This is a genomic window from Pedobacter sp. NJ-S-72, from assembly GCF_053890575.1.
This window is the reverse complement of sequence record NZ_CM132681.1, coordinates 3,460,742-3,476,698: the sequence shown is the minus strand read 5'-3', so window position 1 is coordinate 3,476,698 and position 15,957 is coordinate 3,460,742. Positions and strand designations below refer to the sequence as shown.

The 15,957-nt window shown below is 37.7% G+C and carries 12 protein-coding genes, 1 tRNA gene and 6 pseudogenes; 7 read left to right on the top strand and 12 right to left on the bottom strand.

From position 1 onward, the window contains the following. Positions 1-9: 9 nt before the first annotated feature. Positions 10-639, bottom strand: a complete 630-nt coding sequence (locus ACWYN3_RS23100; RefSeq protein WP_456216519.1) for an NAD(P)-dependent oxidoreductase — start codon at positions 637-639, stop codon at positions 10-12. Positions 640-778: 139 nt separating this feature from the next. Between ACWYN3_RS23100 and ACWYN3_RS23095 the strand changes: the two genes are divergently transcribed. After that, complete coding sequence (locus tag ACWYN3_RS23095; RefSeq protein WP_456216518.1) at positions 779-1,117, top strand: winged helix-turn-helix transcriptional regulator; 339 nt, start codon at positions 779-781, stop codon at positions 1,115-1,117. On the opposite strand, the gene ACWYN3_RS23090 is transcribed toward ACWYN3_RS23095, so the two are convergent. From ACWYN3_RS23090 to ACWYN3_RS23075, 4 genes are all read right to left on the bottom strand, one after another. Beyond that, positions 1,098-1,427 (bottom strand): alpha/beta hydrolase, encoded by a 330-nt coding sequence (locus ACWYN3_RS23090; protein ID WP_456216517.1) that lies wholly within the window; start codon positions 1,425-1,427, stop codon positions 1,098-1,100. The two genes, ACWYN3_RS23095 and ACWYN3_RS23090, sit on opposite strands and share 20 nt — an antisense overlap. A 5-nt stretch (positions 1,428-1,432) precedes the next feature. Then, entirely contained in the window at positions 1,433-2,011 is a 579-nt protein-coding gene (locus ACWYN3_RS23085) for an alpha/beta hydrolase (protein ID WP_456216516.1), read from the bottom strand. Positions 2,012-2,059: 48 nt separating this feature from the next. Next, on the bottom strand, positions 2,060-2,626 hold the full coding sequence (locus tag ACWYN3_RS23080; RefSeq protein ID WP_456216515.1) for a methylated-DNA--[protein]-cysteine S-methyltransferase: 567 nt from the start codon (positions 2,624-2,626) through the stop codon (positions 2,060-2,062). 241 nt (positions 2,627-2,867) lie between these two features. Continuing rightward, a tRNA-Met gene (locus ACWYN3_RS23075) sits at positions 2,868-2,941 on the bottom strand. Positions 2,942-3,046: 105 nt separating this feature from the next. Between ACWYN3_RS23075 and ACWYN3_RS23070 the strand changes: the two are divergent. From ACWYN3_RS23070 to ACWYN3_RS23060, 3 genes and pseudogenes are all read left to right on the top strand, one after another. Further along, a pseudogene (locus ACWYN3_RS23070) lies at positions 3,047-3,429 on the top strand (START-like domain-containing protein). Positions 3,430-3,564: 135 nt separating this feature from the next. Beyond that, the gene (locus ACWYN3_RS23065) at positions 3,565-4,932 is read left to right on the top strand and encodes an LptF/LptG family permease (RefSeq protein WP_456216514.1); all 1,368 of its coding nucleotides are present in this window, start codon (positions 3,565-3,567) and stop codon (positions 4,930-4,932) included. 146 nt (positions 4,933-5,078) lie between these two features. Continuing rightward, positions 5,079-6,294, top strand: a pseudogene (locus tag ACWYN3_RS23060) (bifunctional 3,4-dihydroxy-2-butanone-4-phosphate synthase/GTP cyclohydrolase II). Here the strand turns inward: ACWYN3_RS23060 and ACWYN3_RS23055 are convergent. From ACWYN3_RS23055 to ACWYN3_RS23040, 4 genes and pseudogenes are all read right to left on the bottom strand, one after another. Next, positions 6,278-7,465 (bottom strand): annotated as a pseudogene (locus ACWYN3_RS23055) (translocation/assembly module TamB domain-containing protein); the annotation flags it as partial. The pseudogenes ACWYN3_RS23060 and ACWYN3_RS23055 overlap by 17 nt on opposite strands. Before the next feature lie 26 nt (positions 7,466-7,491). Continuing rightward, the gene (locus ACWYN3_RS23050; RefSeq protein WP_456223122.1) at positions 7,492-7,998 is read right to left on the bottom strand and encodes a translocation/assembly module TamB domain-containing protein; all 507 of its coding nucleotides are present in this window, start codon (positions 7,996-7,998) and stop codon (positions 7,492-7,494) included. Next, positions 7,995-8,573, bottom strand: a complete 579-nt coding sequence (locus ACWYN3_RS23045; RefSeq protein WP_456216513.1) for a hypothetical protein — start codon at positions 8,571-8,573, stop codon at positions 7,995-7,997. The genes ACWYN3_RS23050 and ACWYN3_RS23045 overlap by 4 nt, the downstream gene beginning before the upstream one ends. Continuing rightward, entirely contained in the window at positions 8,542-10,689 is a 2,148-nt protein-coding gene (locus tag ACWYN3_RS23040; protein WP_456216512.1) for a hypothetical protein, read from the bottom strand. The genes ACWYN3_RS23045 and ACWYN3_RS23040 overlap by 32 nt, the downstream gene beginning before the upstream one ends. A 128-nt stretch (positions 10,690-10,817) precedes the next feature. Between ACWYN3_RS23040 and tsaD the strand changes: the two are divergent. The 3 genes and pseudogenes from tsaD to ACWYN3_RS23025 all read left to right on the top strand — a co-directional run bounded on the left by tsaD (position 10,818) and on the right by ACWYN3_RS23025 (position 12,991). Next, positions 10,818-11,826 (top strand): annotated as a pseudogene (gene tsaD, locus ACWYN3_RS23035) (tRNA (adenosine(37)-N6)-threonylcarbamoyltransferase complex transferase subunit TsaD). A 17-nt stretch (positions 11,827-11,843) separates the two neighbouring features. Further along, positions 11,844-12,023 carry a hypothetical protein gene (locus ACWYN3_RS23030; protein WP_183885638.1) on the top strand — a complete coding sequence of 60 codons (180 nt, stop codon included), beginning with the start codon at positions 11,844-11,846 and terminating at the stop codon, positions 12,021-12,023. A 575-nt stretch (positions 12,024-12,598) separates the two neighbouring features. Then, entirely contained in the window at positions 12,599-12,991 is a 393-nt protein-coding gene (locus ACWYN3_RS23025) for a nuclear transport factor 2 family protein (RefSeq protein WP_456216511.1), read from the top strand. Between the two features lie 45 nt (positions 12,992-13,036). Here ACWYN3_RS23025 and recA read toward each other — a convergent pair whose 3' ends face one another. The 3 genes and pseudogenes from recA to ACWYN3_RS23010 all read right to left on the bottom strand — a co-directional run bounded on the left by recA (position 13,037) and on the right by ACWYN3_RS23010 (position 15,827). Next, positions 13,037-14,050, bottom strand: a complete 1,014-nt coding sequence (gene recA, locus ACWYN3_RS23020) for a recombinase RecA (protein WP_183868471.1) — start codon at positions 14,048-14,050, stop codon at positions 13,037-13,039. Positions 14,051-14,173: 123 nt separating this feature from the next. Further along, positions 14,174-14,841, bottom strand: a pseudogene (gene nth / locus ACWYN3_RS23015) (endonuclease III). Positions 14,842-15,246: 405 nt separating this feature from the next. Beyond that, a pseudogene (locus tag ACWYN3_RS23010) lies at positions 15,247-15,827 on the bottom strand (RNA polymerase sigma factor). Positions 15,828-15,957 lie beyond the last annotated feature (130 nt).

Below are 15,957 nucleotides of genomic sequence, written 5' to 3'. Positions count from 1 at the left end.
GAAACAATATTAACTAAAGACGTTTACATCTAATTGATTGGTTTCTGCGATAAGTACACCATGTAAAAATCCAAATATTGAACCATATACATAAGATAAAGTAGCTAAATCCATAGCAGCGGCCGAAGAAATAGTGTTTCCCAGATAGGTTATATTTCCACCAAGAATTTCCAGCAGCGTTTTATTTTGGGTGTATATTTCGGTTGAACCGGATAAAAGAATCGTGGTATCTGATTGTGCCATTTGTTCCGGGGCTACCTGGATTGCGCCGTCAAGATATTCAGCTCCATATTCATTGAACCAGCTTTCTGAATCAGTAGCGTCTTTTGGGCTGCCGGTGGTAAGCTGGATAACTGTTTTTCCTGTTAATGCTGAGGCTATTTCGTCATGGATAAAGATTTCGTGAGTGGCTTTGTAGTCGTAAACACAAATGATTACTATGGGGCTGGCTTTTACAGCTTCAACAATGTCTTTAGCTAAAACAGCACCATTCTGGACAAGTTGTTTTGCTTTTTCTGCATTTCGGTTCCAAACAGTAACCTCATATTTATGTTGCAGATACAGGCTGGCTATGGTCGATCCCATTGATCCCAGCCCTATTATTGTGATTTTGTTTGAAGAGTTGTTTATAGTTTCCATGTTTATTTTCTGATTTAATGTCTATACAAACTTCAATACAATATAACTGGCTGTCAATAAGGGAAAAAAGATTCAGGCGGGGAATAATTTTTCCCTACCTTTTGGTAAGGACTTTATTACCTTAGTTAAAATTTGGATTATGTACGAGAAAAAAATCCCTGAAGATCTGGAATGCGGGATCATCATCACGATGAAGGTAATTGGTGGTAAATGGAAAGCCTGTATTATGGATTGTTTAGATAAAGGGATCAAACGGCCAAGCGAGTTACATCGCTCAATAGATGCTGCAAGCCCAAGGGTTATTAATATGCATTTGAATGAGTTGGAAGGATACGGGATAATTTCAAAGAAAATTTACCCGGGGCTACCGCTTAAAGTAGAGTACAGTCTGACTGAAACGGGTTTAAGTTTATTGCCAATTATAAAAAGTATTGAGGATTGGGGTAATGCAAACAGAGCTATTTCCAAAATCCATTAGCTTTTGCCCAGGATTCAAAAAGGGCAGGCCATGCTGCAACTGGTGAATTCTTTTTCCCCATTCCCCAGCCATGCCCACCTGTTTGAAAAATGTGCATTTCGACTGGTACGCCAGCTTTCTGTAATGCAGCATTCATTAAGTACGAATTGTTTGTTGGCGATATAGGATCATCAATAGCTTGTGCCAGAAAGGTTGCAGGCGTGTTATTGTTAACTTGCAATTCTACTGAATATGCTTCTTCTTGTGTTTTGGTGGGGTTTTTTCCAAGAATGCTCTTTTTAGCATGTGTTTTGTTGAAAGGGGGGAGCATCGTAATTACGGGATAAATAAGTCCTGCAAAATTTGGTCTTGCCGATAAAGCTTCTGTTGTATCAATAGGTTTGTAGATTTTTTTTTATCAGGCTGTGCTGCTGTCATTCCGGCCAGATGGCCTCCTGCTGAGAAACCTAATATGCCAATTTTGTTGGGGTTTATTCTATATTGTACAGCTAGACTGCGGATGATCCTCATCGCACACTGTGCATCCTGAAAAGGGACATCAGTTGTTTTCCAGCCTTCCTGTGGTAGTCTGTAAACGAGTTCAAAGGCAGTTATACCTTGTGATTGCAGCCAGTTTGCTACTGGGGTACTTTCTTTTCCCATTTCAATATGTGCATAACCACCACCGCTAATTACCAGGATTGCAGTTCCATTAGGTTTAATCGGTTTATGGATGATTAGCCGTGGATTTGATACGTCGGTTACAGAGCCAGAGGCTGTTGTTTTTTTTTTTGCTCCCTGCGGGCCGGGGCCATCCGGAATGGTGTTTCCCCAAAGAGAAAGTTGTTTTAAGTCAGGCTGAGTCTGTATATTATTGCTTGAAATATGCCTGTTTTGAGCGGATGTCGTAATCACTGCACTGCCATCAGAAATCCTGCAATTAATAATATTCTTCTCATTTGACTAAAATAAACTATCTGCTGGTATTTCGGAATTGCTTCTTTCGAATCTGAGCAGCCATTTTTTCTTTTCTACTCCAGCAGCATATCCGGTCATGGTTCCATCACTGCCAATTACGCGATGACATGGGATGACTATCGCTAAGCGGTTCCGGCCATTTGTAGATGCAATTGCACGGATGGCTTTTGGATTATTCATTCTGTCAGCTTGCTGTTTATAAGAACATGTTTGTCCGTATGGGATTTCCTGCAGTGTTCTCCAGACTGTTTGTGAAAATTCGTTGCCCGGTGTATGCAGAGGAACTGAAAATACCTTTCGCTTTCCTTCAAAATATTCTGCCAGTTCATTTTCCAATTGATTTAAATGTGGATTCTGTCCCGGTAACATAACTGCATGAAGCAATTTCTGTAGATCAATGATCTCTTTTTCTAATTTAACCCGGTTAATGAATTCCAATATACAAACACCTTCTGATGATGTAGCGCCGGCAAGCATCGGGCCCAAAGGGGTAGAGATTTCCCTGGTATTGATCAGATTGGTTTCATTTGATAAATCCTGTTGTGTTTCCATAATGTGAAATCAGACTCAAAAATACGAAATCAATAACCAGATACGAACCCGTTTTTTGCTGGTTTCAATTACTCGGGCAACTAAATATATCGGAATATGTTTATTCTGCTTGTTTCTGAGTTATTATACTATATTTGAAATAGGGGCATATTCGTTGATAATTCGAATAAGAGCCTTGATAAGAAACGTTCGGACATAAAAAAACCTCTAGAGTGTTTCATCTAAAGGTTTGATTATCAAGTAGCGGGGAGCAGGATCGAACTGCCGACCTCAGGGTTATGAATCCTGCGCTCTAACCATCTGAGCTACCCCGCCGTGGGCTTCTTATTTTTTAAGAGTTGCAAATATAGAATAAAATACTTTTCTTTAGGAAAAAAAATAAAAATAATTTACAAACAACAAGATATAAAGCGATTTAAGATGTCAGAAAAGAAAAAATTTACCCTAGAATATGAGTTGAAATCGTCTCCGCGTATTTTGTTTAGTTTTATAAGTGAGCCAAACGGCTTGTCCCAATGGTTTGCTGATGATGTTGTTTTTTCCGTGATCAGGTATATACTTTCACTTGGGATGATGAAGTCCAAAAAGCGAAAATGTTAAGTTTTAAAGAGAATAAGATGGTTAAGTTCAAATGGATTGACGACGAACCACACTGCTATTTTGAAATGGAAATTGTACAGGATGAACTGACAAATGATGTCGCCTTGTCAATTACTGATTTCGCGACTGAAGAAACACTTAAAGAAAGAACACAGATTTGGGATAACCAGATTACTTACCTGCATAGCGTAATCGGTGCATAGTATTGTAATCGGTGCATAGTATTGTAATTGGTGCATAGTATTTCAGTTGCATTGCCTACATTTGTACATTGAAAAAGATCCATATACTGCTTCTTAACATTCATAAGACCATTTATCGTCACATTTTTTATTGTGATGTTTATTTTGCTGATGTTTTTCCTGTTCAAATACGTTGACGATCTCATAGGAAAAGGATTTGAATGGTACACAATCGTAGAGCTGATGTTTTATGCTTCTGCCGCGAATGTATCCATGGCTTTGCCACTGGCGATATTACTGTCTTCTATTATGACCTTCGGGACGTTAGGGGAGAACTATGAGCTTGTCGCAATAAAGTCGGCAGGGATATCCCTGCAAAAGGCTATGCGCCCTTTACTGGTACTGATTGTTGGGATAGCTTTTTCTTCTTTTCTGTTCTCAGAATATATGCTGCCCAAAGCCAATCTTAAATTTGGCTCTCTGTTATGGGATGTACGAAATAAAAAACTCTCTTTTCTGATTAAGGAAGGTGTATTTAATAATAGTATTCCTGGATATTCAATCCGTGTGGATGAGAAAGGAAAAGATGGTGTTTCCTTAAAAGGGATAATGATTTATGACCATACCGGGAATAACGGGGTTGCGAAAATTATCGTGGCTAAAGATGGTACGATGAACACCACTAAAGATAAACAATACCTGATCTTAAAGCTGAATGATGGTGTAAGATACGAAGAGGCAAGCGGACAGAATTCGGGCTATGATCCAAGACAGCAGTTAACCCGAATGCGTTTTGGGCAAACTGAGCAGAAGTTTGATCTGTCCAGTTTCAAAATGAACAGGACTGATGAAAATAGTTTCAGGTCAAATAACCAGATGCTCAACCTTAAGGGGCTAACTCATAAAGGAGATTCTTTGACTAAAGAGCTGGATAGTGTAAATCGCTATGCGAGGTCTACGGTAAGCAGTTATTATAAGCAGAATAACTATACTAAAGGATATACAAAACGTAAAGTTACACCCGTTAAAATTGACGCAGCCATTCTGAATAATATTCCGGTGGATAAAAGGGTAAATACTATTCAGGCTGCGCTGGATCAGGCTAACTCCATTAAACAAACCGTCGAAGGCAGAATACCGGACCACGAAGACAGAGTCGTTACTCTGATCAGGATCAGAGTAGAATATCAGCGTAAATTTACCCTTGCTGTTTCCTGTCTGATGTTATTCTTTATCGGTGCACCTCTGGGCGCAATTATCAGGAAAGGCGGACTTGGCTTGCCAGTGGTCATGGCTATTATTTTCTTCCTGTTCTACCATATTATATCTACCGTATCGGAGAAGTCTGCAAATCAGGGAAACATCAATCCTGTAGTAGGGATCTGGATGGCAATTATTGTGTTGTCTCCCGTCGGGGCATTTTTAACCTACAAAGCTACGGTCGATTCGGCACTCTTTGATATTACTTATTATAAGCAGCTGATCACAGGTTTATTCAAGAAGAAAAAAACTCCCCAAAAGTAATAATTTCTGAATTCAGCTTCCATTAAACACAACTTACTTAACGATGATATTTTAAATATATATTCTCCGGGGAAGGTTGTAACTTTGTTTTTATGATCTTAAACTGGATTTAATGATATATCCTTTGTTTAAGTAGTTTGACAAAAATGGAAATTAAACTGAACGCAATAGAAGATGCTGTTGCAGATATAAAAGCCGGTAAAGTTGTAATTGTTGTAGACGATGAAGATCGTGAAAATGAGGGTGACTTCCTTACTGCTGCTGCAAATGCAACCCCCGAAGTAATCAACTTTATGGCCACTCATGGAAGAGGTCTTATCTGCGCTGCAATTACTGAAGAAAGATGCGATGAATTGAACCTTGAGCTGATGGTAGGTAAAAATACTGCGGCTTATGAAACGAACTTTACTGTTTCTGTGGATCTGATAGGTCATGGTTGTACTACAGGTATTTCTGCATCAGACCGTTCTAAAACTATACAGGCACTAATCAATCCGGATACTAATCCTGATGAACTGGGCAGACCAGGTCATATATTTCCTTTACGTGCTAAGGATGGCGGTGTGCTTAGACGTGCGGGCCATACAGAAGCAGCAGCAGTGGATTTGGCCAGGCTGGCTGGAATGGTGCCAGCAGGAGTCCTTGTAGAGATTATGAAGGAAGATGGAGAGATGGCAAGACTGCCGGATCTGATCAAAATCGCCGCACAGCATCAGCTGAAAATAATTTCTATTAAAGACCTGATTGCTTATCGCCTGAAAAATGATAGCCTGATTAAAGAAGAGGTTACGATTAACCTCCCTACAGAATGGGGTGATTTCAAAATGACAGCTTATACACAGCTGGAAAACAATGCAACCCATCTTGCTTTAAGCAAAGGGGAGTGGACTGCGGATGAAGCTATATTGGTTAGAGTACACAGTTCGTGTGTGACTGGTGATATTTTTGGCTCATGCAGATGCGATTGTGGCCCTCAGCTTCATAAAGCTTTACAAATGATTGAAAAAGAAGGTAAAGGAATTGTTGTTTATATGAATCAGGAAGGCCGCGGTATTGGTCTTGTGAATAAGTTATTGTCTTATAACCTTCAGGATGCTGGTTTTGATATACGTTGAAGCAAATATAAAATTGGGCTTTAAAGGTGATGAACGCGATTACGGTGTAGGTGCACAGATTTTAAGAGCACAAGGTGTCAGAAAAATGCGTCTAATGTCTAATAACCCAACTAAAAGGGCAGGACTGATTGGCTATGGTCTGGAAGTTGTAGAAAATATCCCGATCGAGATATTAAGTAATTCTCATAACGAAACTTACCTGAAAACTAAAAGAGATAAAATGGGCCATACTATAATGAAGGGCTAGGGGGCGTTACATTTTGTAGTAACCTCTTTTGTTCTTCAGTGACCACATCCTTATTGACAGACTGTTTAGTGTTTTTATGTGAATGTGAGTCGTCCAGTTTTTTCTTTAGGTTCTTGCGGTATTTTCCGGTTACCTTTTGAACGAATTCTCTGAAATTATCAAATTGCTGTGAATAAATCAGTCCGAATGAAGTTACATTCATGTTCTGGTTTATTCCAGTATTTACAAAAATACTTTGTTGGGTAGGTGGCTTGTTTGCAAGTTTACCAGTCAGTGTACCGTCTTTTCGAATGAGTGCAAGAATCTCAACCTCACTGCCCACACTATTTCTTGAAAATCCGATAGGAGATAAATCACTCGTACTTCTGTTATCTATTACCCCTGCATTTACGATTATCCGGTTATTAAAGAATTTGAACGAAGCACTGGCTTCACTCAGGGACCGGATGTTGATATCTACAAAATCGAGGTTAAGCGATGAAAGTACATTGTTAAACTGATTGAAAAGTAATTCGGTTGCTGTACTGGCAACACCAGAGGTAACTTGTTTACCTAAATCTTCTTTACCAGAGCCAGGTGCAAAGCTCCTTCTGATAATTAAACTGAATGCCTGAAGATTCAGATTGTTCGGATCACTGAAATAGGCTTGAAGTTCTTCTTTAATGGATGGATTTGAAGGGAAGAAAAGATCCAGTTTGATATCTGGCTGTAATAAAAGGCCACTCAATCCCATTTCTTTCTATACTTCCACAGGAACCCTTAGGTTAGCGTTACTGCTAAAATCTCTGTTAGCAGCACCATAGAGGTCAGAAAGGCCTGCTCTTAGCTCATAGACAGCCTTAAGTTGTATTTGAGCTTGTGTTGGGTTACCCGTCCACCTGATTGTACCACCTTGTCTGATATTGAATTTTTTATTAATGATCTCTTGTGCTGTAAAATCAAAACTACCCGATTCAATAATATAATCTCCGGACATTTCAAAATCTCCAAGGCTATTGATTTCCAGGTTGAGGTCTGCATTCCCTTTTCCACTTAAATTACCCAGGTTGGTAAATAGGTTAGCGGTGCTCTGAGGGTCTACCTGCAGTTTAAAACTCATGGTGATACCATCAAAATTTATTGCTTTTTTAACGTTGGCAGCTGTATCCTTATTAAGGAAAGTAATAAAGTCTTTGCTGGAAACGGTTTCAGAACTATTTAAAGGGAGATTGAAGACAGTCCCTTTTTCTGTTTTTTTGCATCAATACCAATAAAAAGCTTATTTGTTGGCCCGCGGAAGATGAAGGTACCAGTAGCGAAAGCTTTACCAAAGTATAGTTCGTTATCTTTTATTGTCGTGTTTAAAGCCATGAATTCTTTAGCTTTAATGTTGATATCGAGTGTAGGGGTGTTGATATTGTTCAGGTCTACCGTACCGTGGGCTGTTGCTATGTTACCTCCGGAATCTTTTAAATCGAGATCATCAACATTTATAACACTGTTTTCCACAGTCACTTTATGGCTTATAGTATAAGCTGTCTGCAAATAATTAACTGTAAGCTGTGCTTTATCAAGTGTAATACTTCCGTCTATTTTTGGAGATTTAAAGCTGCCTTTAATGGTTAGATCGGTAGAAATATGGCCTTTAAGGTTAGAAACGAGGTCGCTTACAAATGGTGACAGAACAGTTAGTTCGCTTTCATCCATTTTTACTGTAAGATCTATGTTTTTCTCTTTGAGATCGAGGTTTCCATTGACTTTAAGCGCGTTTCCTTTCCGTCTCTGTTGATCCGCATAAATACATTAGCAAGATTAGTATGCTGATTGTAAGAAGACGTATCTGTTAGTGAGCCTATATAGGTGTCATTGAAGTTTAAGGAGTCAATTTTAATATCATCATTTATCTTCGGCGATTTAAGCAGCCCGTAAAGTTTGGTGTTTCCATTTACATTACCTGATAATTGTACACCTACAGTTTTAAGGAAAGGGTTTAAGGTTGTTAGACTGAATGCTTTAAAACCTACTTTTAATGCATCTTTTGGGTCTTCAGATAAAATGCCATCAACTGTTAAGAGCTGGTTTCCATTTCTCAGATCGAAATTACTGATTTCTGTTTTACCACCTTTGAAGCTGATTTTTACTTTATCCTGTATTGCCCAGTCCTGGCTGTTAATCTTAAGTAAAGAGGGCAGGACACTGATACGTGTACTATCTCTTCCAAATTCAACCAGGCCGTTTAAATCGAGCTGATTCGCGTCATCTGCATTTTTATAATTTAACGTTGAGTGCAAGACTGTCATTACGCAGAACATTTGATATGTTGACGTTTTTGATATACAAACTATCATTCAGGTCTATACGGTCTGAGGTGATAATCGCCTGTAGCTGATTGGTTGTTGTGTTCTCATCAATAATAATATTATTTGCAATGACACCTTGATATTTTAGTTTTTTAATGAAACCATTCAGCGTAGCTATTTTCTTCTCCGAGTCAAAATTACCATATAATTCAGCCTGATCTTCTATTTCCAGACCAGGGGCAATTAATTCGGCGACTGGTTCAAAGCGTTTAATCTTAAGCTGAAATTTGAAAATCTGATTTTTGAAATTTACGATGTCTGCCTTAAGGGAAGGTATATAAGTTTTCGCTAATGATTTATAATAAGAGGGCAGGGTATTCAGGTCATATTGCCCCTGGATACTTGCTTCAAGTACATCAGAATTGACTCTTAATGTTCTGTCTGCTCCGACTCCTTTGGCCTGCAGCTGCTGGACTGAATCAATGTTGTATATCCCTTTTACATTATTCAGCCTTATCTTTTCAATCAGCAGATTTCCCTGGATATTGTTTAGATTGGTTCCTGAAAAATTGGTGCTGAAGTCTGCATCAACCATCAGCGAATCTTTAAATAAATGCAGGTTACGGAGCTTAGCCTTTTTAATAGATGCTTTAAAATCAAATACCGGAAGCTTAGGATTTAAGTTTACTCCCCCGTCAAAAGCGAGCTGTATATTCTTATCATTGATATTCAGCTTACCGTCGAAATACTTTTTATCAAAAGTACCATCAATTTTAACATTGGAATAGCGGTAATCATTGAAGTCTATATACTTAATATCTCCATTAATCTGTTCTGTGAGGCTATTCAATTCCGTACCTTTACCTTTTACGTATACAGAAGCGGTGATTCTTCCAAGACTGGTTTCGTCGATCAGATTACCAAGATTGAAGTCGTACGTTTTGACATTTCCAGAATAAGATGGAACTCCCCTTTTACTGATCTTCATGTTCACATCCGAAACAATCCTTCCCAGTTTTGTTTTAAACTCACCAAAGGCAATAAAGTCATTCTGGAAACCAGTGAAATTTCCATTGAAATAAATGTCTCCGAACTTCTGTACAATAACTGGAATTACTTTTTTATGGTTCCCCGTAATGTTGGTTACTAACTCATCTAAATCCTTTTTATTGGTTGACGCCATGTCAACTTTCATTTCCATAAAAGTTTCATCCAGGTTAGGTAAGCCTTTAAGACTGAAGTCTCCTTTGACATAAGTTGCCTTACCAGCTTTTACGGAGAGCTTTTTTGCTTTCAGGTTATTTACAAGACCAGTAATCTGTCCATCAATGTCAATATTGAGGTTCATTTTTGCAACCTCTGAAGTGAAATAAGCGACATCTCTTGATTCCAGATGACTGTTTTTGAAATGAGCCTTCATTCTTACCTTGTTGACATAGTCACTAAAGTCTTCATAATCATGGAACTTCATTTCGAAGTAATCTGATAAATGACTTTTATTGGTGACAAGGGTTAGTTTTTTAAGCTCAATGCGATTAGTGTCAACTGTAGTAAATGCAGTTAGGTTCTTAAGATAAAAACCGCTTTTTTCTTTAAAGGTCAGGTTTTTTATATCAGCCTGCAGTAAATGATCTGCGGTATTCAGTTTTTCAAAGATCCCGTTCAGGCTTGTCAGTTCAACATCTTCAAAATTTACTCCATTGATGACGGTGTCAACATTCAGGTTTTTATATTTTAACTGAAGATTATTGAGTATAATCCGGTTAAAGGTGATTTTATAGGGCTTCTTTTTCTTCTTAACTGGTGTTGTGGTGCCCGAGTCAAAGTAATCAATGATAAAATCAAGATTTGTTCCTTTATCTTTTCCTTTATATTTTTTTAAAAAGAAGGAGCCGTTGTTTACCTGTACAGTATTCACGTCAATAATCCGTCTGTCAAAGGACAGCAGATTGAGATCTACAATGAATTTAGGTGTACTTAAGAGAGTATCCTTTTGTTGATCGAGTACCAAAAGGTCTTCAATCACTACAGATTTAAAAGGTTTAACGTAAATGCCGTGTAAAGAAATGGTTGTATTTAATTCTTTAGACAGATAAGCCGCTGCTTTTTTCGCCACAAATGTCTGCACAGGACGGAACTGGAGCGAAAATAAGATAATCGCAAGCAGCAGCAGAATCGATGCAATAAACCAAAGAAGTATTTTTAATAGTTTTTTGATAGTTTTGTAGCTTAATAATAATCAACGTGTCAGTAATACTTGCTATCGAATCCTCTTGTGATGAAACTTCTGTTGCTATTTGTACTAACGGCAAAATTACTGCCAATGTTATTGCAAACCAAACTATTCATCAAAATTATGGTGGTGTAATTCCTGAATTAGCTTCAAGAGTTCATCAGCAAAATATTGTACCGGTTATTCAACAGGCATTAATCGATGCTAAAGTTAGTAAAAAGGATATAAATGCCATAGCTTTTACCAGGGGGCCCGGATTATTAGGCTCTTTATTGGTAGGGGTATCATTTGCTAAATCTTTTGCACTGGCTTTAGATTTACCGCTTATAGCAGTGAATCATATGCACGCGCATATCCTTGCGCATTTCATAGAAGACCCTAAGCCTTCTTTTCCGTTTTTATGTTTGACGGTTTCCGGTGGACATACACAGATTGTTTTGGTGAAAGATTTCTTTGATATGGAGATTGTTGGTGAATCACTGGATGATGCGGCAGGTGAGGCATTTGATAAAACTGCCAAGATTTTGAACCTTCCTTATCCTGGCGGGCCATTGATTGATTTACATGCTGCGCAGGGAAATCCTCTGGCTTATAAATTTCCTGAACCTCAGATTAAAGATCTGAATTATAGTTTCAGTGGTCTAAAGACAGCAATATTATATTTTATCAGAGCACAGGAAAAAAAGCTGAACCCTGATTTTATTCAGGAGAATTTAAATGATATCTGTGCTTGCTTCTACACAACATAGTATCGTTCATATCTTGTTGAATAAGGTGAAAAAAGCAGCGAAACAGTATAATATTAAAGATATTGCAATTGCTGGTGGTGTTTCTGCAAATACAGGGTTGCGTAAGGCTTTACAGGAAAAATCTGAAGAGCTGGGCTGGAATGTTTTTGTTCCTGCTTTTGAATACTGTACAGATAATGCTGCAATGATCGCAATTGCTGGTCACTATAAGTTTATCAATAAGGAGTTTGTTGGTCAGGATATTGCCCCTGCATCAAGAATGGAGTTTTAAATATTTAAATTTTTGTTATGAATTCAATGAGTTTTCTGTTTTTCGGCATGATGCTGATTCCTTTTATTTTACTGCTGATCTGGATGATTAAACAGGATAAAAATAAGAATTATATTGGTCTTGTGGTATTAGTCGCAGCGATATTTATCGCTGCTTATGTAGCGGTTAACGTTGATATGAAGTTTATGAATCCGTAGGTTTCTTCTCGGGTTTCACAAAAAAAGCATCTGTATATTTTGACTACGTTCCCTTTTCAATGGAACTGATGTCAAAATATACAGATGCTTTTTTTGTGAAATTCTAAATTTTAAACCCGGATTGATAAACCTAAGACCAACTGGATACCGACTAAGGAAGAAACGACTGCATTGGTTTGTGGTCTTGGTAGCTGCCTTTGTTAGATTTTTTTGATAACCCTTGGTCATTGCCTTAGTTAGGTTGTTTAGCCTGGTGATTACCCTTGGTAGCTGCCTTTGTTAGATTTTTTTGATAACCCCTGGTCGTTGCCTTAGTTAGGTAGTTTAGCCTGGTGATTACCCTTGGTAGCTGCCTTTGTTAGATTTTTTTGATAACCCTTGGTCATTGCCTTAGTTAGGTAGTTTAGCCTGGTGATTACCCTTGGTAGCTGCCTTAGTTAGCTTGTTTTTTTAATTGATGATTAGTTTATTTGTTCGGTGGGTAAGATTTCTTAATTTGGATTATTGTTTTATTTTTTTTTTTTTGTTGATATGGAAATTCAAAGGAGATACTTGAGATCGTAGTATGTGAAGAAGTGCTTCTGCTGGCTATTAAGGAAAGGGATATAGAGAGATTGGATTTATTGCTTCACGAAGATTTACTTTTTACGAACCCAAAGGGGCAAACCATTACTAAGAAAATAGAAATGGAAGGGTATCGTTCGGGGGATATGATAGTGCATCATATCGCTTCACAGGATCAGATCATTAATATTATTGGGGATACTGCTGTAGTTGCAGTTAGTATAACGTTAGAGGGAAGCTATGAGGGAGAGAGCCTGGATGGGGAATATCGTTATATCAGGGTCTGGAAAAGTATTAGTGGAAGGGAAGGTTATTGCAGGAAGTTGTGTGATGATTTAAGCAGACGGATGTTTATAAGTGAAAAAGCGATATGCCTGTTTGGACATATCGCTTTTTTTATATGAAGCTGTAATTAGATACAGCTATTTGAATCAGAATTAGAAAAGGTATTATAACAATTCTTCTAGTTTCTCACCAGTTACTTCTTCTCTGATTTTTCTTTCGATTTCATCAGCTAATTCCGGATTGTCTAATAGTAATTGTTTAACGGCATCTCTTCCTTGTCCTAATTTAGTTTCACCGTATGAGAACCACGAACCTGCTTTTTTAACAATATTGAAGTCTACACCTAAATCGATGATCTCACCAACTTTAGAAATTCCCTGACCAAACATGATGTCGAACTCAGCAATTCGAAATGGAGGAGCTACTTTGTTTTTAACGATTTTTACTTTTACTCTGTTCCCTGAAACTTCATCGGCATCTTTGATCTGTGAAGTCCTGCGGATGTCAAGACGTACTGAAGCGTAGAATTTCAAAGCGTTACCACCTGTTGTTGTTTCCGGGTTACCGAACATCACACCAATTTTTTCACGTAACTGGTTGATGAAGATACAGCAACATCCTGTTTTAGCAATTGTTCCTGTTAATTTTCTTAGAGCTTGTGACATTAAACGCGCCTGAAGACCCATTTTAGAATCACCCATCTCACCTTCAATCTCTGCTTTTGGTACTAAAGCTGCAACAGAGTCAATAACGATTACATCAATGGCTCCTGATCTGATCAGATTGTCTGCAATCTCTAAAGCCTGCTCACCATTATCTGGTTGCGCAATTAAAAGGTTGTCAACGTCTACACCTAGTTTTTTTGCGTAGAATTTATCGAAAGCATGTTCTGCATCAATAAATGCCGCTACACCACCTTTTTTCTGTGCTTCAGCAATGATGTGAGTCGCCAAAGTCGTTTTACCTGATGATTCCGGGCCGTAAATTTCAATTACACGTCCTTTTGGTACACCACCAATACCTAAAGCGATATCTAATGTGATAGAGCCGGTTGAGATAGACTCAATAGATTCAGTAGGTGTATCACCTAATTTCATCACGGCACCTTTACCGTAAGATTTTTCTAACTTATCTAATGTAAGTTGTAATGCTTTTAATTTATCTGGGTTTGGGATCATCTTATTTATTAGGCCGTAAATATAAAATATTTAAAACTATATGTGGTAATGATTATACTAATTTATTTAGCAATATTAAGTAATATTTTTCAATTAATAATAAAATATCTAAAAATATTGAATTTAATGTTCGGATTGGCTAATAACTTTAGCCGGTTTGTTTAGTTTTTCATAGTATCTGCAGATCGAAGTGATTTCACAAATATTGCATTTTGGAGAGCGTGCAACGCATATATAGCGTCCATGAAGGATCAGCCAGTGATGTGCTACATGGATAGTTTCCTGTGGTAAATATTTAACAAGATCTTTTTCTACGGCAAGGGGTGTTTTACCATTGGTTAGTCCAATACGGTTAGCCACACGAAATACATGGGTGTCAACAGCCATGGCTGGAGCATTGTAGATTACTGAGGCTATAACATTAGCTGTTTTACGGCCAACTCCCGGCATTTTTTGAAGTTGGTCAATATCTGAGGGTACAACATTGTTAAATTCATTTAACAGGATGTTGCCATACCCACCAGGTGTTTGGCTTTGTTGTTCGGATAACTTACACTCCTGATATAATCAAAAACAATATCGGGTGTGACTTCGGACAGTGCCTTTGCATTGGGAAAACGCTGAAACAAAGCAGGGGTAACCTGATTAATTCTTTTATCGGTGCATTGTGCAGATAAAATTACTGCTACCAATAGCTGAAAGGGGTTGTTGTAATGGAGTTCTGTTTCTGCGTCAGGCTGTTTAGCAGAAAAATAGGCTACAAATTGTTTATATCTTTCTTTTTTGAGCATAATGGGACAAAGATAAAACAAAAAAAGCTGCCATTGATGGCAGCTTTATCTTTTAAATCAATTACAGAGACTTGGAGTAAGCCAGGATTTTGGAAATAGTTTCCTCATCTGGGTTCTTGTTCAACAAGTCCATCTGTGATTTAATGCTTTCGTAAAACATTAAATCCAGGTCGTTGAAAAACTCACTACTTATATTCTCAGCGTGCTGATTTAAGTAGTGGGAATTTGAAATAGGAGTAGAGGTTGTTATCATAAGCATTAAACTGTTTTTGTTTTCTAATTTAACGAAACAATTCAACATTTATTTTCATTAGAACATATTGTTTTTCCTTTTGTCCGTTTCTCTTGTACTCAAGCGCACTATGGGGATCAAAATATATCTCTAATGAGTGATAAAACCGATATTTAGGTTACTTCCTTCACTTTCATCATTTTACGAAGATTGCTCAGCGCATATCTCATCCGGCCTAATGCTGTATTAATACTCACATCTGTAAGATCTGCTATTTCTTTAAAACTAAGATCTGCATAATGACGCATGATCAATACCTCTTTCTGCTCGTCCGGAAGAAGCTGGATTAATACTCTGAGATCGGTGTGAGTTTGCTCTCTTAATAACTTGTCTTCAGCATTCTCTTCATGGATCTGCAGCATATTAAGAACGTCAGTCGTTCCGTCTGCGCTGGTTATTACTGGTGCACGTTTTTTTCACGTCTGAAATAATCAATGACTAAATTGTGCGCAATACGCATCACCCAGGGTAAAAATTTACCTTCTTCATTGTACCTTCCTGAACGGAGTGTATTGATTACTTTGATGAAGGCATCCTGAAAAATGTCTTCTGCTAAGTACTGGTCTTTGACTAATAAATATATGGAAGTGTATATCTTGGATTTGTATCTGTTCAAAAGTTCTTCGAGAACTGACTCATTTCCTTTCAGGTATAACTTCACTAATTCCTGATCACTATATGATTGTAACTTCATAGGATTATCTAAACTAAATTCCCTTGCTTGGTTGTGCTAAAAAAGATTGAGTAGATGTTTTTGCTATAGTGGTTCTCCTATGATTTTTTAAGATGTTGATTTAATTGATTGTGTTACAAGTTCAAAAGAA